Annotated in this window: 17 protein-coding genes; 8 read left to right on the forward strand and 9 right to left on the reverse strand. The window is 66.4% G+C overall.

Going from position 1 to position 18,314, the window contains the following annotated elements; all coding sequences use genetic code 11:
* Positions 1 to 25 precede the first annotated feature (25 nt).
* Complete coding sequence (locus ASE59_RS05550; RefSeq protein ID WP_156359886.1) at positions 26 to 1,267, reverse strand: DUF418 domain-containing protein; 1,242 nt, start codon at positions 1,265 to 1,267, stop codon at positions 26 to 28.
* Complete coding sequence (gene purL, locus ASE59_RS05555; protein WP_056453365.1) at positions 1,260 to 3,482, reverse strand: phosphoribosylformylglycinamidine synthase subunit PurL; 2,223 nt, start codon at positions 3,480 to 3,482, stop codon at positions 1,260 to 1,262. Before purL ends, ASE59_RS05550 begins: the two co-directional genes overlap by 8 nt.
* 244 nt (positions 3,483 to 3,726) lie before the next feature.
* Here purL and ASE59_RS05560 point away from each other — a divergent pair, with 244 nt between their 5' ends.
* Complete coding sequence (locus ASE59_RS05560; RefSeq protein ID WP_056453368.1) at positions 3,727 to 3,960, forward strand: hypothetical protein; 234 nt, start codon at positions 3,727 to 3,729, stop codon at positions 3,958 to 3,960.
* Positions 3,961 to 4,098: 138 nt separating this feature from the next.
* Here ASE59_RS05560 and ASE59_RS05565 read toward each other — a convergent pair whose 3' ends face one another.
* The 5 genes from ASE59_RS05565 to aroQ all read right to left on the reverse strand — a co-directional run bounded on the left by ASE59_RS05565 (position 4,099) and on the right by aroQ (position 9,026).
* Positions 4,099 to 5,682 carry a phospholipase D-like domain-containing protein gene (locus ASE59_RS05565; protein WP_056453371.1) on the reverse strand — a complete coding sequence of 528 codons (1,584 nt, stop codon included), beginning with the start codon at positions 5,680 to 5,682 and terminating at the stop codon, positions 4,099 to 4,101.
* 338 nt (positions 5,683 to 6,020) lie between these two features.
* Positions 6,021 to 6,356, reverse strand: a complete 336-nt coding sequence (gene arsC / locus ASE59_RS05570; RefSeq protein WP_056453374.1) for an arsenate reductase (glutaredoxin) — start codon at positions 6,354 to 6,356, stop codon at positions 6,021 to 6,023.
* Between the two features lie 146 nt (positions 6,357 to 6,502).
* On the reverse strand, positions 6,503 to 7,852 hold the full coding sequence (gene accC, locus ASE59_RS05575) for an acetyl-CoA carboxylase biotin carboxylase subunit (RefSeq protein WP_056453377.1): 1,350 nt from the start codon (positions 7,850 to 7,852) through the stop codon (positions 6,503 to 6,505).
* A 172-nt stretch (positions 7,853 to 8,024) separates the two neighbouring features.
* Positions 8,025 to 8,546 (reverse strand): acetyl-CoA carboxylase biotin carboxyl carrier protein, encoded by a 522-nt coding sequence (gene accB, locus ASE59_RS05580; protein ID WP_056453379.1) that lies wholly within the window; start codon positions 8,544 to 8,546, stop codon positions 8,025 to 8,027.
* Positions 8,547 to 8,591: 45 nt separating this feature from the next.
* Entirely contained in the window at positions 8,592 to 9,026 is a 435-nt protein-coding gene (aroQ, locus tag ASE59_RS05585) for a type II 3-dehydroquinate dehydratase (protein WP_056453383.1), read from the reverse strand.
* Between the two features lie 109 nt (positions 9,027 to 9,135).
* On the opposite strand from aroQ, the gene thiS reads away from it, so the two are divergent.
* The 3 genes from thiS to ASE59_RS05600 all read left to right on the forward strand — a co-directional run bounded on the left by thiS (position 9,136) and on the right by ASE59_RS05600 (position 10,882).
* Positions 9,136 to 10,140 carry a sulfur carrier protein ThiS gene (thiS, locus tag ASE59_RS05590; protein ID WP_082458117.1) on the forward strand — a complete coding sequence of 335 codons (1,005 nt, stop codon included), beginning with the start codon at positions 9,136 to 9,138 and terminating at the stop codon, positions 10,138 to 10,140.
* Positions 10,141 to 10,229: 89 nt separating this feature from the next.
* On the forward strand, positions 10,230 to 10,412 hold the full coding sequence (locus ASE59_RS05595; RefSeq protein ID WP_056453386.1) for a CsbD family protein: 183 nt from the start codon (positions 10,230 to 10,232) through the stop codon (positions 10,410 to 10,412).
* A gap of 125 nt (positions 10,413 to 10,537) precedes the next feature.
* On the forward strand, positions 10,538 to 10,882 hold the full coding sequence (locus tag ASE59_RS05600; protein WP_056453389.1) for a hypothetical protein: 345 nt from the start codon (positions 10,538 to 10,540) through the stop codon (positions 10,880 to 10,882).
* A 143-nt stretch (positions 10,883 to 11,025) separates the two neighbouring features.
* On the opposite strand, the gene ASE59_RS05605 is transcribed toward ASE59_RS05600, so the two are convergent.
* Positions 11,026 to 12,678 carry a thiamine pyrophosphate-binding protein gene (locus ASE59_RS05605; protein WP_056453393.1) on the reverse strand — a complete coding sequence of 551 codons (1,653 nt, stop codon included), beginning with the start codon at positions 12,676 to 12,678 and terminating at the stop codon, positions 11,026 to 11,028.
* Positions 12,679 to 12,802: 124 nt separating this feature from the next.
* Between ASE59_RS05605 and ASE59_RS05610 the strand changes: the two genes are divergently transcribed.
* From ASE59_RS05610 to ASE59_RS05620, 3 genes are all read left to right on the forward strand, one after another.
* Positions 12,803 to 13,504, forward strand: coding sequence for a CoA transferase subunit A (locus ASE59_RS05610; RefSeq protein ID WP_056453396.1), 702 nt, complete (start codon positions 12,803 to 12,805; stop codon positions 13,502 to 13,504).
* A gap of 146 nt (positions 13,505 to 13,650) precedes the next feature.
* Positions 13,651 to 14,544 (forward strand): 5'-nucleotidase, lipoprotein e(P4) family, encoded by an 894-nt coding sequence (locus tag ASE59_RS05615; RefSeq protein ID WP_056453399.1) that lies wholly within the window; start codon positions 13,651 to 13,653, stop codon positions 14,542 to 14,544.
* 3 nt (positions 14,545 to 14,547) lie between these two features.
* Positions 14,548 to 15,183 (forward strand): CoA transferase subunit B, encoded by a 636-nt coding sequence (locus tag ASE59_RS05620; protein ID WP_056453402.1) that lies wholly within the window; start codon positions 14,548 to 14,550, stop codon positions 15,181 to 15,183.
* A gap of 256 nt (positions 15,184 to 15,439) precedes the next feature.
* On the opposite strand, the gene ASE59_RS05625 is transcribed toward ASE59_RS05620, so the two are convergent.
* Entirely contained in the window at positions 15,440 to 16,678 is a 1,239-nt protein-coding gene (locus tag ASE59_RS05625; RefSeq protein ID WP_082458118.1) for an MFS transporter, read from the reverse strand.
* Between the two features lie 129 nt (positions 16,679 to 16,807).
* On the opposite strand from ASE59_RS05625, the gene leuC reads away from it, so the two are divergent.
* Complete coding sequence (gene leuC, locus ASE59_RS05630) at positions 16,808 to 18,250, forward strand: 3-isopropylmalate dehydratase large subunit (protein ID WP_056453408.1); 1,443 nt, start codon at positions 16,808 to 16,810, stop codon at positions 18,248 to 18,250.
* Positions 18,251 to 18,314: the final 64 nt, after the last annotated feature.

Here is an 18,314-nt window from a genome sequence, read left to right on the forward strand (position 1 = left end):
CGTATTGCGGATCATTCGCATCAATTCACCGCAAACGCGGCTTCGGTTCGACGCGCATCGGCTGCCACTCCCAGCGCGCCAGCGAGCGCCATAGCCATTCGAACGGGCCATAGCGGAAGTGTCGCAACCATGGCTGCGACCAGAGCAGCATCGCCGCGCACATCGCTAAGACCGGCACGTAGAGGGCGGCGCGTGACCAATGGCCGAACTGGCCGAGGCCCCAGCCATAGAAGAGGAAGCACATCACGAGGCTGGTCGCTAGATAGTTGCTGAGCGCCATTCGCCCCGCCGCCGCGAACCGCCGGGCGATCGGGCCGTTCGTGCCGGCCAGCAACAGGATCGTTGCCGCCCAGCCGGGGATCATGATCGCACGGAACGGAGTGGCGAGCGCGATCGGGCCGGCGATGATCGCGAAGACGTCGAGGTTGCGGGAAGCGATCCAGATCGCGATCCCGCCATAGCCGATCAGGCCAACGCCCATCCCTCCCATCACCCAGCGCCACAGCCGTGCGCGCGACCAGCGACCGTGCAGCATCCCGCTGCGCAGCGCCGCCATGCCGAACAGCATATGGGCGAGGGTTTCGAACCCGATGATGATCGTGTCGCCGAGGCTGTCGACGGCATCGGACAGGTTCTGGGCAAGGATGCTGGCATAGCCGCCCCGGTAGAGCGCCAGTTCCCGCGCGATCACGGCGGGGGCGGGCACGCCGAACCCGTTCCGGAAATCGAGCAGGCCCTGCGCCGCCTGCGCGCCGCCGCTCGCCTGCATCGCCAGATAGGATAACGGGATCGATCCCAGCACCAGCGCGTCGATCAGCGCGAGCACGATGCCGAGCAACAACAGTCCGCGTACCGACTGATGGCGAAAGACATAGGCGAGCGCGCCGATGAGCGCGTAGTGCACGAGGATGTCGCCGCGCCACAGCAGGACGGCATGGGCCATCCCCAGCACGAACAGCCAGAACATGCGGGCGTAATGCACCGCCGCCGGATCGCGCCCGCCCGCCTCCGCCCGGTCGACGACCAGCAACAGCGACGCGCCGAACAGGAAGGAGAACAGCCCGCGCATCTTCCCGTCGAACAGGATCAGCGTGGCATAATAGACGAAGCGGTCGGCGGGGCCGTTCAGGCCGTAAGCGCGCGGGCTGATATAGGCCGCTTCAGGCATCGCGAAGGCAATGATGTTGAGGAACAATATCCCCATGACCGCGACCCCGCGGACCGTATCGATCGTCGCGATACGGTCCGTCGGGACCGGGTCAGGCAAGGGCGGCGTCGCCATTCATCAGCGCGGGGAAAAAGCCTTCATGCGCCTTGCGCAGATCGTCGAGCGAGACGGCGAAGTCGCCATCGGTCAGTTCGAAGATGATGCGGCTGCCGATCGTGCGGCCGATCGGTTCGGCATCGACCCCGGCCTTTTCCGCGCCCTGCAGGAATTCGAGCAGCGCATGGTCGTGGACGGTGACGATATAGACGCCCTGATCCTCGGCGAAGAGCGAGCGGGCGATGTCGTCATACGGCAGTTTGCGGTCGAGGATCGCGCCGACATTGCCGGCCAGCGCCATCTCCGCGACGGTCACCGCGACGCCGCCGTCCGACACGTCGTGACAGGCGGTGATCTTGCCCGACAGGATCGCCTGCCGGATATAGCCGCCGGTGCTGCGTTCGGCGTCGAGATCGACCGGCGGCGGCGGGCCTTCCTCGCGGCCATGCAGTTCGCGCAGCCAGAGCGACTGGCCGAGCGAGCCGGTGCGATCGCCGACGCGCAGGATGATGTCGCCGGTCTGCTTGAACGCGATCGTCGCCGACTTCTCCCAATCGGCCAGCAGCCCGACGCCGCCGATCGCCGGGGTCGGGAGGATCGCCGAACCGCCGCCGGTCGCCTTCGATTCATTGTAGAGCGACACGTTGCCCGACACGATCGGGAAGTCGAGCGCGCGGCAGGCTTCGCTCATGCCCTCTAGGCAGCCGACGATCTGGCCCATGATCTCAGGGCGCTGCGGATTGGCGAAGTTCAGGCAGTTGGTGACCGCCAACGGCGTCGCGCCGACCGCGGTCAGGTTGCGATATGCCTCGGCGATCGCCTGTTTCCCGCCCTCGACCGGATCGGCGAAGCAGTAGCGCGGGGTGCAGTCGGTGGTCATCGCCAACGCCTTCTGCGTGCCGTGCACTCGCACCACCGCCGCGTCGCCACCGGGGCGCTGCACGGTGTTCGCGCCGACCATGTGGTCATATTGTTCCCAGATCCAGCGACGGCTGGCGATGTCAGGTGAGCCCATCAGCTTGCGCAGGTCGGCGGCCGGGTCGGTGCATTCGGGGACGTTCGTCAGCTCGGCGGGCTTGGGCGTAGGGACATGCGGCCGGTCGTAGAGCGGGGCTTCGTCGGCGAGCGGTGCCAAGGGAATGTCGGCGACGACGTCACCCTGCCACGTCAGCACCATGCGGCCGGTATCGGTGACATGGCCGATGACGGCGAAATCGAGTTCCCATTTGTCGAAGATCGCCTTGGCGAAATCCTCGCGACCGGGCTTGAGGACCATGAGCATCCGCTCCTGGCTTTCCGACAGCATCATCTCGTACGGCGTCATGCCGCGCTCGCGCTGCGGCACGTCGTCCATGACCAGTTCGATGCCGACGCCGCCCTTCGACGCCATCTCGACCGAGGACGAGGTGAGGCCGGCGGCACCCATGTCCTGAATCGCGACGATCGCGTCGGAGGCCATCAGTTCGAGGCATGCCTCGATCAGCAGCTTTTCGGTGAAGGGGTCGCCGACCTGCACGGTCGGGCGCTTTTCCTCGGCATCCTCGCCGAAATCGGCCGAGGCCATGGTCGCGCCGTGAATGCCGTCGCGGCCGGTCTTCGACCCGACATAGACGATCGGGTTACCGACGCCCGACGCCGCTGAATAGAAGATCTTGTCGGTGTCGGCGATGCCGACGGTCATCGCATTGACGAGGATGTTGCCGTCATAGGCGGGATGGAAATTCACCTCGCCACCAACGGTCGGTACGCCTACGCAATTGCCGTAACCGCCGATGCCGTGAACCACGCCCGAAATCAGGTGGCGCATCTTGGGATGGTCGGGTCGGCCGAAGCGCAGGGCGTTCAGGTTCGCGATCGGACGCGCACCCATGGTGAACACGTCGCGCAGGATGCCGCCGACACCGGTCGCCGCACCCTGATAGGGTTCGATGTAGGACGGGTGGTTGTGGCTCTCCATCTTGAAGATCGCCGCCTGCCCATCGCCGATATCGATCACGCCGGCATTCTCGCCGGGACCGCAAATGACCTGACGTCCGGTGGTCGGCAGCTTCTTCAGGTGGATGCGGCTGGACTTATAGCTGCAATGTTCCGACCACATGACCGAGAAGATGCCGAGTTCGGTCAGGTTCGGCTCACGCCCCATCGCGTGCAGGACGCGCTCATATTCTTCGGGGCTCAGGCCGTGTTCGGCGACGATCTCGGGCGTGATCTGGGTCATGGCCGTGCCTCTAGCGCGCGGGCGCGGGTGGTGCCAGCCGGTTTGTGATCGTCGTCGCCGCGTTTCCCGCCACCGTGCTGCGTTGCAAAATAGGTACAGTGGCGGAACAAATATGGCCGCTCCGGTTTAAAATGCTTCGATTAACCCTTTTGCTGTGGGAACCTTGCATATCGCCAGGCGTCGGTGACCCGCGTCGCCGGTCTCTGGCGTAGCAGGGCGTCATGCCGAGCAAGGGAGAATCTGAATGGTTTCGAAGTTTCTGACGGCGATCGCCGCCACCACGCTGGTCGCGGCACCGGTCGCCGCCAATGCCGCGTCGAACGCGCAGTCGCTGTCGGTTGCCAAGTCGGTCCGCGCGTCGGCTCCGGCCAAGGGCCAGAAGCTGGCTGGCGGCGGCATCGTGTTCGCGCTGCTGGCAGCGGCGATCGTTGCGGGCGGCGTCATCATCGCCACTGATGGCGATTCGGACAGCAACTAAGTCCGATCGGGGGCGGGGGCCGGTTTCGGTCCCCCGTTTCGGCTAAAGGCGCCTTCCGGTATCGGGGGGCGCCTTTGATGTTTCTGGGGTGCTGCGGTGTTTACGGCAGCGGCCGAATCTTGACGATGTTCCGCGCGATCAGTCCTGGCGCTTCGTCCATGCCTGCCACAGCATCATGCCGATCAGCGTGCCGCCGGCGACGGTGCCACCGACTGCGACGGCGGTAACCACCGGCGACAGCGTGTTGTCGGCGCGGTGGAGATGGGGACGGTGCTTCTTCAGTTTCTTGAGCAGCGGGGTGCGCTGCGACAGCGCCTCGAACATCTCGCCCGGCCCCTCGGGATCGAGGATCTTGTTGTCGGCCAGCCATTCGGTGACCGCGCCGAGGTCCGGCACTTCGTAAGGGCGTAGCGAGCGGCCTTCGCCCCGCAGTTCCTCGATCGTGGCGATCAGTGAGTTGGTGCGCGTCAGCGTCGCCTGCACCTCCTCGCACGTCACGTCGAGATGTTCGGCGAGCAGCGAATCGCGGATGCCGGCGATGGTGCGGCGTTCGTCGGCATTGACGTGGCGCGTGGCATCGACGGTCACGTCGCATTCGGTGTCGAGCCGCAGCGAGCGGTTGTTGAAGTTGGACGAGCCGACGCGCAGCAACTGGTCGTCGATCACCGTGACCTTGGCATGGACATAGATGGAGGTGCCGCCGGCGGTGAAGGGATGATAGATGCGCAGCCGATCGTGGCGGTCGCGTTCCTTCAGCGCCTGAAAGATGCGGGCGCGAGCCGAATCCATCGCGACGGGTTCGAGCCAGCCTTCGGCGGTCGTCGGATTGACGATCACGACCTCGGGGCCATCGGCTTCTTCGAGACGCCTCGCGATCGCCTCGGCGACCTTGCGCGAGGCGAAATACTGGCTTTCGGCGTAGATGAAGCGTTCGGCGCGGGCGATCAGGTCGAGATACAGCGTCTCGATCTCGTGCACCGGTTCCTGCTCGGCCATTTCGGGGACGGTGCGGGCGATGGCGACGTCGATCTCGGTGAAGTCGGCCTCCAGCCCGGTCGGCCAGCAGCCGCCGGTGTCGGTCGGCGCCGGCAGGGCGTCGCCGCCCGACACCGCCCATCGTTGGCGGCACATGTCGCCGAGCGCCGCGGCGACCGGTCCTTCGAGTGCGGTCGTGACGTCATGCCATGGCTGATAGGGGGTGCCGTCGGGTTCGAGCCGGCGGGGATCGTTATCGCGGTGTTCGCGCGTGTCCCAGCGGTCGACAGTCATGTCGATGCCGCCGCAAAAGGCGACATCGTCGTCGATCACCACGACCTTCTGATGATGCGATCCGGCGATCGGATGGTGCCCGTCGAGGCGCATGTGCACCTGCGGATCGGCGATCCATTTGGCGATGCGGACCAGCGTGCGGCCGTGGAACAGCGTCTTGATCGCGCCGGTGTCCCAGCGCAGGATATGGACCTGTAGCCCCGGCGTCCGGCGGACCAGCCACGAGATGAATTCGCCGACCTTTTCCGGGCCTTCGCTGTTCGGATCGGTCTTGAAGCGGATACGGGCGTCGAAGTCCCAGCCGATCAGCAGGATCTGCTTCTGCGCCTTCAGCATCGCATCACGGGCATGGGTGAAATAATTGTCCGCATCGACCAGCACGGTCGCGCGCGTCGCGCGCTCGATCCGCCAGCAGTTGCGACCTGGTTCGAGCGGAGGGGTGTGACGCGCCATAGACGTGCAATGGCAGGGTATCGTTACGGTTCCAAGCGATTGCGGTGGGTTGGGCGGATTCGGCGGGCCAAAGTTCACGAAGTTCACACTCGGGCGCTGTTTGTCGCGTCGGTGCGGTGGCGCAAGGGCAGTTCCGGGGCGGGCGGACGATGGGAAAGAGCGGAAGGGCGAGGCTGGCAGGGTTGCGGCGTGTAGGAAAGGGCGTCGGAGCGTTCCATTCGTCGTCCCCGCTCAGGCGGGGACCCATAGGCACAGCGGTCGTGACTCCGGTCGAAACGTCGGCGCTTATGGATTCCCGCCTGCGCGGGAATGACGAGGGGGCGGGCGGCGCTTCTGCCTTAGAGAACCTCGTGGACCCGCTCCGGGGGGCGGGCGATGACGACGCCTTTGGCGGTTTCGACGATCGGGCGTTCGATCAGGATCGGGTGCTGCGCCATCGCGTCGAGGATCGTCGCGTCGTCGGCGGATTTCAGCGGCTTGGCTTCGGCCTCGCCGGTGCGCAGCGCATCGCGGGGGGTGAGGTTGGCGCGGGTCAGCAGCGCGGCCAGTTCCTCGCGGGTCGGCGGGGTTTTGAGATATTCGACGATGGACACGTCGGCGCCGGCTTCGGTCAGCAGGGCGAGGGTTGCGCGGGACTTCGAGCAGCGGGGATTGTGGTAGATCGTGGCTTTCATGTTTTCCTCCCCGGTACGGGGAGGGGGACCGGCGCAAAACGGTGGTTGAGGGGGTTGGCCTGCTCCACGACCGTAGCGGTTGGGGCGATCCCCCTCCACCATCCTTCGGATGGTCCCCCTCCCCGCGGAGCGGGGAGGATTTCGGGTCAGTCGTTCTTGGCGAGCCATTCTTCCAGCCATTTGATCGTATAGTCGCCGGTCTGGAATTCGGGGTCGTCGAGCAGGGCCTGATGGAGCGGGATGGTGGTCTTCATCCCCTCGATCACGAATTCCTCCAGCGCGCGGCGCAGGCGCATCAGGCAGCGTTCGCGGGTGGTGCCGTAGACGATCAGCTTGGCGATCATGCTGTCGTAATAGGGCGGGACCTTGTAGCCCGCATACAGGCCGCTATCGACGCGCACGTGCATGCCGCCGGGCGCATGGAAATGCTTCACCGTGCCGGGCGACGGCGCGAAGGTGCGCGGGTCTTCGGCATTGATGCGGCATTCGATGGCGTGGCCGGTGAAGCGGATCTGTTCCTGCTGGCAGGTCAGGCCGTGCCCTTCGGCGACGCGGATCTGTTCGCGGACCAGGTCGAGGCCGGTGATCATCTCGGTCACCGGATGTTCAACCTGCAGGCGGGTGTTCATTTCGATGAAATAGAACTCTCCGTCTTCCCACAGGAATTCGATCGTGCCGGCACCGCGATAGCCCATATCGGCCATCGCCTTCGCACAGATGCCGCCGATCCGTTCGCGATCGGCCTGGCCGAGCACGGGGGAGGGCGCTTCCTCCAGTACCTTCTGGTGGCGGCGCTGGAGCGAGCAGTCGCGCTCGCCCAGATGGATCGCATTGCCGTTGCCGTCGCCGAAGACCTGGATCTCGATGTGGCGCGGGTTGCCGAGATATTTTTCGAGGTACACCGTGGCGTCGCCGAACGCGGCCTTTGCCTCGCTGCCGGCTTGCTGCATCAGCGTTTCGAGTTCGTCCTCGGAATGGCACACCTTCATGCCACGGCCGCCGCCGCCCGATGCCGCCTTGATGATGACCGGATAGCCAGCCTTGGCCGCGATCGCCTTCGCCTCGGCGATGTCGCTGATCGCGCCGTCGCTACCGGGGACGAGCGGCAGGCCGAGCGCACCCGCGGTGCGCTTCGCCTCGATCTTGTCGCCCATCGTGCGGATATGTTCGGGCTTCGGCCCGACGAAGATCAGGTTGTGCAGCTCGACGATCTCGGCGAACTTGGCGTTTTCCGACAGGAAGCCATAGCCCGGATGGATCGCGTCGGCGCCGCTGATCTCGGCGGCCGAGATGATGTTGGGGATGTTGAGATAGCTGTCGGTCGCAGGCGGCGGGCCGATGCAGATCGCTTCGTCGGCAAGGCGGACGTGCATGGCTTCGGCATCGGCGGTCGAATGGACCGCGACCGTCTTGATCCCCATTTCGTGGCACGCGCGGTGGATGCGGAGCGCGATCTCACCGCGGTTGGCGATCAGTAGTTTCTTGATTTCGGGCATATCTTCAATCCTGTCTGCACCGGCCACTCCGTTCGTCCTGAGTAGCCGCTGAGCGAAGTCGAAGCGGCGTATCGAAGGACGGTGGCAGCGATGCTTCGATACGGGCTTTCGACTGCGCTCAATCCCTACTCAGCACGAACGGACGGAGTGGGGCGCAGGCGGGAGACCGTCGTTACTCTACCACCACCAGCGGCTGGTCGAATTCGACCGGCTGGCTGTTCGACACCAGGATCTGGGTGACGGTGCCGGCGGCCGGCGCGACAATCGGGTTCATGACCTTCATCGCTTCGATGATGACCAGCGTGTCGCCCGCCGCGACCTTTTGACCAACCGAGATGAACGGCTTCGCATCGGGATTGGCGGCTAGATAGACGGTGCCGACCATCGGCGAGGTGACCGGGGGCACGCTGCTCACCGGGGCGACGGCGGCGCCGGCCTCGATCGTGGTCGTCGCGGCGCTGGCGAGTTGCGGCTGGGGCGCAGGCGAATAGGCCGGGGCGGGGGCATAGGTCGCCGCCGCCTGTACCGGCGCTGGCTTGCGCACCACGCGGACCTTGCGCGCGCCGTCCTCGACCTCGACCTCGGTCAGATCGGTTTCATCGAGCACCTGTGCCAGCGCGCGGACGAGGTCGATGTCGACGCGCATCGCGTGGCTGGTGAACGGCGTTCCTTCGCCCTGATTGTCGTCTGCCATGGTAACCCCCAATGGTATCGCTAATTATAAAAAACCGCGCCCTTGTCAGATGCGGGCGGCCGCTTCAAGCGCGACCAGATAGGAAAGCGCGCCGAACCCCGTCACCGTGCCGCGGGCGGCACGCCCGACATAGCTGGTGTGGCGGAATTCCTCGCGCTTGTGCGGATTGGACAGATGGACCTCGATCACCGGGGTCTTCACCGCCTTGATCGCGTCGTGGAGCGCAATCGACGTATGGGTATAGGCGCCGGCGTTGAGGAGTACCGCCTTGGCCCCCTCCGCCTGCGCCTCGTGCAGCCAGTCGACCAGATGGCCTTCATGGTTCGATTGGCGCAGATCGATGGAAAGGCCCAGTTCGCGGGCGCGGTCCTCCAGCATGCCGGCAATGTCGTCGAGCGTGTCCGACCCGTAGATTTCCGGCTCGCGCAGGCCCAGCAGGTTCAGGTTCGGGCCGTTGAGGACGAAGATGGTGTCGGTCAAGCAGGCAGGCTTTCGGTTGCGGGCGTGTAGCGGCGGACCCTATATGCGGTGCACCATAGCCGGAGCGGGTGCCCGAAGTCGAGACAAGGGCGCCCCGACAGGAGACGACATGCATACCGACGGTACCATCAGCATCATGGTCAATGGCGATCACATGCGCGTCCGCGACGGCATCACGCTGGCCGAACTGGCGGCGCAGATCGGGCTGGTGCCGGAAAAGGTCGCGGTCGAGCGCAATCTGGAGGTCGTGCCGCGCTCGACGCTGGCCGAGGTGAAGGTCGAGGATGGCGACGAGCTGGAGATCGTGCACTTCGTCGGTGGGGGCGACCATGTCGCGCCGAAGGACGCCGATACATGGAGCGTCGCGGGCAAGACCTTTCGCTCGCGGTTGATCGTCGGCACCGGCAAGTATAAGGATTTCGAACAGAATGCCGCCGCCGTCGCGGCATCGGGCGCGGAGATCGTGACCGTCGCGGTGCGCCGCGTGAACGTCAGCGACCCCAATGCGCCGATGCTGACCGACTATATCGACCCGAAAAAAGTCACCTATCTGCCCAACACCGCCGGCTGTTTCGATGCAGACAGCGCGATCCGAACGCTGCGGCTGGCGCGCGAGGCGGGTGGCTGGGATCTGGTGAAGCTGGAGGTGCTGGGCGAGGCGCGGACGCTGTATCCCGACATGGTGGAGACGCTGCGCGCGACCGAGGTGCTGGCGAACGAAGGCTTCAAGCCGATGGTCTATTGCGTCGACGATCCGATCGCGGCCAGGCGGTTGGAGGATGCCGGCGCGGTGGCGATCATGCCGCTGGGCGCGCCGATCGGGTCGGGCCTCGGCATCCAGAACCTCGTGACGATCCGCCTGATCGTCGAGGGGGCGAAGGTGCCGGTGCTGGTCGATGCGGGCGTGGGCCAAGCGAGCGACGCGGCGGTGGCGATGGAACTGGGCTGCGACGGGGTGCTGATGAACACCGCGATCGCCGAAGCCAAGGATCCGATCCTGATGGCGCGGGCGATGAAGGCGGCGGTCGAGGCAGGGCGGATGGGCTATCTGGCCGGCCGTATGCAGCGGCGACGTTATGCCGATCCGTCCAGCCCGCTGGCGGGTCTGATATGAATCAAGTTTAATGGAACCGGTGGGCCAAGCTGCGCTTTGTATGGGGGTAATCCAGCGAGGGAAACCTCGCCAACCCACAGGAGCCTTTCATGGGTGAATTCACCGACAAGCTGGCCGCAGCAGGCAACAAGATCGCCGGCAACGTGAAGGAAGCGATCGGCGACGCGACCGACAACGAGCGACTGGAAGCCGAAGGCCAGGCCCAGCAGGCAAAGGGCACGGGTCAGGACGTGAAGGGCAGCGTCAAGGGCGCGCTCGGTGACAAGATCTGATGTCATAGGATACCGCGTACCGCCGGGTAGTTGGCGGATGGTATCGAAGGGCCGCTCCGGGAAACCGGGGCGGCCTTTTCCGTTGGGTGCGTTGCGAGACGGCTGACAGCGCGATAGGGTCGGCGATGGCCAGAGCAGACCGACTTGCCCGTACCGACGTGCTGCGCAGCGAGCGCGAGGAAGAGTATCGCGAGGCGTTGATCGCGGCGCTGACGGCGGCCGCGTCGGGGAAACAGGGGCTTTTCGATCACAATGCCGATCGCCGTACCCGTGCGGCGATTGCGCCGGTGATCGAGGAACTGACCCGCATCGGGGAGGATATCGATGCGATGCGCGAGCAACTGGCGATGCCGCCTTTCGCGCTGCAGGCAGAGTTTCTGCGATCGCGCGGACCGGTCGGGCCGCAGGCGGTTGGGGAGCGTAAGCAGGCGCAGGCTTGGCTGGAGCGGTTGAAAACGTCTGAGGACTGACGGCTCGCGCTCTCCCCTCCCTGATCAGAGAGGGGTCGGGGGTGGGTCGGCCTGCGAGGGAACGTCAGGCCAGCTTCAAACCTACCCACCCCCAGCCCCTCCCTTGTCAGGGAAGGGGGGCGAACCGGCTGATCCATCAGACCCTAACGATTGCGGATCGCGGTGATCGTGGTGCTGTGGGTGATGATCTCTATCTCGGTCCTGCAATGGAGCAGGCGGACGCCGGTCTGCGCCAGCGCACGTTCGAGGACGGGGGCAAATTGGGCGGTCGCTTCGACGGTTTCGGCCCAGCCGCCATAGGCGCGGGCGAGGGCGGCGAAGTCGGGATTGGCGAGCGCGGTGCCGCTCAGGCGCGCGGGATATTCGCGTTCCTGATGCATGCGGATCGTGCCGTAGCCGCTATTGTCGACGAGGATGACGAGCAGGTTCGCGCCATGCTGGACGGCGGTGGCAAGTTCCTGTCCGTTCATCAGGAAATCGCCGTCGCCGGCGACCGCGACCGCGAGTTTGTCCGGTTCGCGGAGCGCTGCGGCAACGGCGGCGGGGACGCCATAGCCCATCGCGCCGCAGGTCGGGGCGAGTTGCGTGCCGGTCCAGCCATAATGCCAGTAGCGGTGCCACCAGCCCGAGAAATTGCCCGCGCCGTTGCAGATGATCGTGTCGTGGCCGTGCAGCCGTTCGCGCATTGCGGCGACGCAAGCTCCGAGGTCGAGGGTTACGTCGCGGGGGGCGGGGGTCGACCATGCCAGCCATTCGGCATGGGCTTCGGCAGCGGCTAGCGAGGGTTGCGCCGGCGGTTCGGCCTGGGCGAGCATCTGGGCGAAGGCGAACGGATTGGCGGCGACGGCGAGGTCGGCATGGTAGACACGATCGAGTTCGGACGGGTCGGGGTGGACGTGGATGAGGGTTTGGCCGGGGTGGTCGGGGGTGACGAGGGTGTAGCCATCGGTGGTCGCTTCGCCGAGCCGCGCGCCGATCACCAGCAGCAGGTCGGCGGACTTGATGCGCTGGACCAGCCGGGGCGAGGGGCCGTAGCCGAGATTGCCGGCCCATGCCGGGCAGTCGTTGGCGATGGCGTCCTGTCGGCGGAAGGCTCCGGCGACGGGGATGCCCCAGCTTTTGGCGAAAGCGCTGAACGCCGCACCGGCTGCCTTGTCCCAGCCCGCCCCGCCGACGATGGCGACCGGGCGTTCGGCGCGTCGCAGGCGGTCGAACAGATCGCCAAAATCCGCAGGAGCGAGCACCGTTTCGAGTTTCGCGAGCGGCGGGCGGTCGACTGCCACCGCTTCCTCGACCAGCATATCCTCGGGCAGCGCGATCACGACCGGGCCGGGGCGGCCGGAGGTGGCGGTGCGCCACGCTCGCGCGATATATTCGGGGATGCGGGCCGGATCGTCGATGCGCAGCACCAGTTTGGCGAGCGGTGCAAACATCGTCAGGAAATCGACCTCCTGAAATCCTTCGCGGTCGCGATTCCCGCGATCGACATCGCCGATGAACAACAGCATCGGAATCGAATCCTGCATCGCGACATGCACGCCGATCGACGCGTTGGTGGCACCCGGGCCGCGCGTGACGAAGGCGACGCCGGGGCGGCCGGTCAGCACCGCATCGGCGCAGGCCATGAAGCCGACCCCGCCCTCCTGCCGACAGGTGACCAGATCGATCGCAGGCGTGTCATGCAGCGCGTCGAGCACCGCGAGGAAACTTTCGCCGGGGACGTGGAAGATGCGGTCGCAGCCATGGGTGATCAGGGCATCGACGAGGATGCGGCCGCCGGAACGTGGAGTTGTCATGGGCGCACGCTATCGCGGGTCATGCGTCGACGCCAGAGCGGGGCGAAGTTGAAGGTTGGTTCACCTTCTTGACCGACCCGACCGACCCTGCGACATCGGCGACGCGATCAGTTGGGAGAGAGGCGTGAACAAGCTGTACCCGAATGCCGAAACGGCGCTGGAGGGATTGCTCCACGACGGGATGACGATCTGCGCGGGCGGGTTCGGCCTGTGCGGCATTCCCGAACGGCTGATCGACGCGATCCAGGCGTCGGGCGTCCAGAAACTGACCATCGCCAGCAACAATGCCGGGATCGACGGGCAGGGGCTGGGCAAGCTGCTCCGCAGCCGACAGGTCGCCAAGATGATCTCCAGCTATGTCGGTGAGAACAAGGAGTTCGAGCGGCAATATCTGTCGGGCGAGCTGGAGGTCGAATTCTGCCCGCAGGGGACGCTGGCCGAACGCTGCCGCGCGGGCGGGGCGGGCATTCCGGGCTTCTATACCAAGACCGGGGTCGGCACGCTGATCGCGGAAGGCAAGGAAGTGAAGCAGTTCGACGGAGAGGACTATATCCTCGAACGCGGCATCCGCGCCGACCTGTCGATCATCAAGGGGTGGAAGGCCGATGAGGCGGGCAACCTGATCTTCCGCAAGACCGCGCGCAACTTCAACCAGCCGATGGCGACCGCCGCCAATTTCTGCGTGGCGGAGGTCGAGGAAGTGGTGCCGGTCGGCAGCCTCGATCCCGACTCGATCCATTTGCCCGGCATCTATGTGAAGCGGATGATCGTCGGCGCGCCCTATGACAAGCAGATCGAATTCCGCACGGTGCGGGAGCGGGTTTGATGGGTTTTTTGCGCGGTGTGGCTTCCCGGCGCGCGCCGGACCTCGGCGAAGGCCGGGGTCCAGTTGCGGGGCGCTGGTCGTCGTTCGCAGGCGTTCCCCGACTAGGCTCGGGTCTTCGCCGGGGTACGTCCAGCCTTTTGGGGCGAATGGTTCGGTTCTTGGCCGGCGGCGTCGGCGCCTTCGCGCTGTCGGGTTGCGTCGTGGCGGTGGGCAATCAGTCCGCCGCACCGGTCGCGCCGGCGACGGTGGCGGGCGTGCCGGCGGGGATGCAGTATCTCTATGGATCGGGCGAGGCCGGGGCGGCGAGCCGGCAGGCCTATGCCGGGCTGGTCCGCTATGTGAACCAGTATCTGCGCGACCGCACGACGCTGCGCCGGATGCCGCTGTCGGCGGTGCTGGCGCCGGGCGCGACGCTTACGCAACCGACGCAGTTGCCGTGCGCCGGCAAGCCCGCCGTCGTGTTCGACGTCGACGAGACGGTGCTGCTCAATACCGGCTATGAATATTCCGATGCGCGGGGCGGCATGGGCTATGACGCCGCGCGCTGGGAACGGTGGGAGCGGTCGGACGGGCGCGCGACGCGGGCCGTGCCGGGGGCGGTCGAGGGGCTGGCGGCGCTGCGCGCGGCGGGCGTGACCGTGGTGTTCAATTCGAACCGCAATGCCGCGACCGCCGAATTCACCGAAGCGGTACTGAACCGTGCGGGACTTGGTCCGGCCAAGCATGGCGACACGCTGTTTCTGAAGGGCGATGCGCCGGGCGGGTCGGGCAAGGATGCGCGCCGCGCGCTGATCGCCAGCCGGTTCTGTGTCGTGGCGCTGGTCGGCGATCAGCTGGGCGATTTCAGCGACCTGTTCAATGCCGGCCTCAAGCCTGCCGAGCGGCGGACGGCGGCGGATGCGCCGGCCATCGCCAATCTGTGGGGCAATGGCTGGTTCGTGCTGCCCAACCCGGTCTATGGCACCGCGCTGGCCGGCGATTTCGACGATGTTTTCCCCAATGATCTGCGCTGGACCGATCCCGGCGCGCGCAAGGAGTAACTGATGGCCTGGACCCGCGACGAAATGGCGGCGCGTGCCGCGCGCGAGCTGAAGGACGGATTCTACGTCAATCTGGGCATCGGTATCCCGACGCTGGTGGCGAACCACATTCCGCAAGGCGTCGAGGTGACGTTGCAGTCGGAAAACGGGATGCTGGGCATCGGACCGTTTCCGTTTGCCGGCGAGGAAGACCCCGACCTGATCAACGCCGGCAAGCAGACGATCAGCGAACTGCCGCAATCGGTGTATTTCAGCAGCGCCGACAGCTTCGCGATGATCCGCGGCGGGCATATCGACCTGACCGTGCTGGGCGCGATGGAGGTGTCGGAAGGCGGCGACATCGCCAACTGGATGATCCCGGGCAAGATGGTGAAGGGCATGGGCGGGGCCATGGATCTGGTCGCCGGGGTCAAGAAGATCATCGTCGTGATGGAGCATACGTCGAAGAACGGCGATCCGAAGTTCATTCCCGAATGCACGCTGCCGCTAACCGGGCGCAATGTGGTCGACATGATCGTCACCGATCTGGCGGTATTCCAGCGGGCGGACCATGACAGCCCGTTTCGGCTGGTCGAGTGCGCTCCGGGGGTTACTGTGGAAGAGGTTCGGGCGAAGACTACGGCGAAGTTCGAGGGGTAAGTTGGGTTCACGCGAAGGCGCGAAGACGCGAAGAAGAAGTGATTTTCGCGCAGAGGCGCAGAGGCGCAGAGAGGTTCGGAACGCGGCGAGTGCAGCTTGTCCGGCGAAGCCTCTCTCCCTGCAGCCAAGAGCGTGAAGGCCGCTGACGCGGCGGACGATCGCAACAGACGCAACCCCTCTGCGCCTCCGCGCCTCTGCGCGACCTATTCTTCTACTTTCTTCCTCCGCGTTTTCGTGCCTTCGCGTGAACAAGAATCTACTGCGAAGCCGTTTCCGGCATCTTCCACCACAGCAGCGCGAACCCGATCGCCGCGATCGCCGCCAGCAGCAGGAACGCCGCGTTGTAGCCGCCCTGCACGATCATGACGCCTGCCAGCGTCGTGCTGAGCGCGCCGCCCAGCCCCTGTACCGTCGCCACCGCGCCTTGTGCGACGTTGAAGCGGCCGGTGCCGCGCATGATCGCGGCGACAACGACGGGGAGCAGCGCGCCGAAGATCCCTGCGCCGATGCCGTCGAGCAGCTGTACGCCGAGCAGCCATGCCGGGGCGTCGGCAAAGGTGTAGAGCACCCCGCGCGCGATCAGTACGGCCATGCCCACCAGCAGGATCGGGCGGTGGCCCCAGCGATCGGCATTGCGGCCGACGACGATCGCGACCGGGACCATCACCAGCTGCGCGCCGACGATGCAGGCGGCGACCAGCGAGGTGGCGGCACCCGCGCCGACCTCGCGCCCCAGCAGCTGCCCGACCGAGGGCAGCATCGCCGCATTGGCGAGGTGGAAGAGGAAGCAGGCGCCGGCAAAGACGGCGAGGGCGGGAGAGGCTTTGAACGTCTGGAGCAGGGTCGGCGGCGGGGTGCAGGGTTCCTCGCCATCGGTACAGCCGCGCGCGACGTCGTGGTCGATCGCCTTGTCGTCGACCATGAGGATGGCGACGATGCTGCACGCGGCGAGGCCCGCCATCAAGTAGAAGACGACCTGCGGCCCGAACTTCCACGCCAGCGCCCCGGCGAGTGCGGCGGAGACGGCGTTGCCGCCATGGTTGAATGCTTCGTTGCGGCCGACGCGGCGGGTGAAGGCGTGTGGGCCGACGATGCCGAGCGTGATCGCGGCGATGCCGGGGGCGAAGATCGCGCCGGCTACGGCGGCGAGCGACTGGGTAACGGCGACGGCGGTGAAGCCCGACACGATCGGCAGCGACAGCGAAGCGAGGGTGACGATCAGCGCTGCGGCGACCAGTAGCGCGCGCTTGGCCCGGCTCTTGTCGACCAGCGCGCCGGCCGGGGTCGTCGCCAGCAGCCCGGCGATACCGGCGATGGTCATCACCATGCCGGCGGTGGCCTCGTCCCAGCCATGGGTGGGACCGCGTACCGCAACCAGATAGATGGCGAGATAGGGGCCGAGCCCGTCGCGGACGTCGGCGAGGAACGCGTTCATCCAGTCGAGCGCGCGCGTATTGCGTGGGGAAACGGGCCGTTCGGAAGTTCGCTCGCGCATCGCCGGCCTCTGTATATGATGTATGAAGCCGCCGAACGCGGCGCGGCGACAAAGGCTCCCGCACCACGTGAACGTAATATAATGTCGTCGACCCTTCCCGGCGCACGCATTTTCGGTTAACGCCGCGCGATGACCAAGCCTGCCCGCACGCTGTACGAAAAGATCTGGGACGACCATGTCGTCGAACGCCGCGACGACGGCACCTGCCTGATCTATATCGACCGCCATCTCGTCCACGAAGTCACCAGCCCGCAGGCCTTTGCCGGGCTTCGCGCCGCCGGGCGGCAGGTGCGGCGGCCCGACCTGACGCTGGCGGTGCCCGACCATAACCTGCCGACGACGCGCCGGGTGGATGCGCAGGGCAACCGCCTGCCGATCGCCGATCCGGCCAGCGCCAGCCAGCTGGCGGCGCTGGAGAAGAACGCGCCCGATTTCGGCATCCGCTATATCGACGCGACGGCGGCGGCGCAGGGGATCGTCCATGTCGTCGGCCCGGAACAGGGCTTTACGCTGCCGGGCACGACACTGGTGTGCGGCGACAGCCATACCAGCGCGCATGGGGCGCTGGGCGCGCTGGCGTTCGGGATCGGCACCAGCGAGGTCGAGCATGTGCTGGCCACGCAGACGCTGTTGCTGCAGCAATCGAAGACGATGGAAATCCGCGTCGACGGGACGCTGGGCTATGGCGTGTCGGCCAAGGACGTCGTGCTGGCGATCATCGGCAAGATCGGCGCGGCGGGCGGCACCGGCTATGTCGTCGAATATACCGGCGAGGTCATTCGCGGCCTGTCGATCGAGGGGCGGCTGACGATCAGCAACATGTCGATCGAGGGCGGGGCGCGCGCCGGGTTGATCGCGCCCGACGAGACGACCTTCGCTTATCTGAAGGGGCGGCCGATGGCGCCGACCGGGGCCGATTGGGACCGCGCGGTCGATTATTGGCGGACGCTGCCGACCGATGCGGATGCCCGGTACGACCGGGTGGTGCAGTTGTACGCCAGTGATATCGCGCCGTCGCTGACCTGGGGCACCAGCCCCGAGGACGTGGTGCCGATCACCGGCGTGGTGCCGTCGCCCGACAGTTTCGACGATCCGTCGAAGCGCGTCGCCGCGCAAAAGTCGCTCGATTATATGGGGCTGACGCCGGGCACGCGGATGCAGGATGTGCCGGTCAGCTATATCTTCATCGGCAGCTGCACCAACAGCCGGATCGAGGATCTGCGCGCCGCCGCCAGCGTGGTGAAGGGGCGGCACGTTGCCGACGGGATCAAGCAGGCGCTGGTCGTGCCCGGATCGGGGCTGGTCAAGCGCCAGGCCGAGGCGGAAGGGCTCGACCGCATCTTCACCGAGGCGGGCTTCGAATGGCGCGAGCCGGGCTGTTCGATGTGCCTGGCGATGAACCCGGACAAGGTGCCGCCGGGCGAACGCTGTGCTTCCACCAGCAACCGTAATTTCGTAGGGCGGCAGGGGCCGGGGGCGCGGACGCATCTGCTGTCCCCGGCGATGGCGGCGGCGGCGGCGGTGACCGGGCGGCTGGCCGATGTCCGCGAACTGGTGACGGAGCAAGCGTAATGAAGAAGGTGTTGATGGCGCTGATCGCGGGCGCGGTGCTGAGCGGCGTGGCGGCGGCCTATGC

It is taken from the genome of Sphingomonas sp. Leaf10, from assembly GCF_001421245.1.
Lineage (GTDB): Bacteria > Pseudomonadota > Alphaproteobacteria > Sphingomonadales > Sphingomonadaceae > Sphingomonas.

Bases quoted from the DNA above. Each gene is read 5' to 3' on its own strand.
- purL (WP_056453365.1), bottom strand. From the start codon at position 3,482: ATGACCCAGATCACGCCCGAGATCGTCGCCGAACACGGCCTGAGCCCC.
- ASE59_RS05560 (WP_056453368.1), top strand. From the start codon at position 3,727: ATGGTTTCGAAGTTTCTGACGGCGATCGCCGCCACCACGCTGGTCGCG.
- ASE59_RS05565 (WP_056453371.1), bottom strand. From the start codon at position 5,682: ATGGCGCGTCACACCCCTCCGCTCGAACCAGGTCGCAACTGCTGGCGG.
- arsC (WP_056453374.1), bottom strand. From the start codon at position 6,356: ATGAAAGCCACGATCTACCACAATCCCCGCTGCTCGAAGTCCCGCGCA.
- accC (WP_056453377.1), bottom strand. From the start codon at position 7,852: ATGCCCGAAATCAAGAAACTACTGATCGCCAACCGCGGTGAGATCGCG.
- accB (WP_056453379.1), bottom strand. From the start codon at position 8,546: ATGGCAGACGACAATCAGGGCGAAGGAACGCCGTTCACCAGCCACGCG.
- thiS (WP_082458117.1), top strand. From the start codon at position 9,136: ATGCATACCGACGGTACCATCAGCATCATGGTCAATGGCGATCACATG.
- ASE59_RS05595 (WP_056453386.1), top strand. From the start codon at position 10,230: ATGGGTGAATTCACCGACAAGCTGGCCGCAGCAGGCAACAAGATCGCC.
- ASE59_RS05600 (WP_056453389.1), top strand. From the start codon at position 10,538: ATGGCCAGAGCAGACCGACTTGCCCGTACCGACGTGCTGCGCAGCGAG.
- ASE59_RS05605 (WP_056453393.1), bottom strand. From the start codon at position 12,678: ATGACAACTCCACGTTCCGGCGGCCGCATCCTCGTCGATGCCCTGATC.
- ASE59_RS05615 (WP_056453399.1), top strand. From the start codon at position 13,651: ATGGTTCGGTTCTTGGCCGGCGGCGTCGGCGCCTTCGCGCTGTCGGGT.
- ASE59_RS05620 (WP_056453402.1), top strand. From the start codon at position 14,548: ATGGCCTGGACCCGCGACGAAATGGCGGCGCGTGCCGCGCGCGAGCTG.
- ASE59_RS05625 (WP_082458118.1), bottom strand. From the start codon at position 16,678: ATGCGCGAGCGAACTTCCGAACGGCCCGTTTCCCCACGCAATACGCGC.
- leuC (WP_056453408.1), top strand. From the start codon at position 16,808: ATGACCAAGCCTGCCCGCACGCTGTACGAAAAGATCTGGGACGACCAT.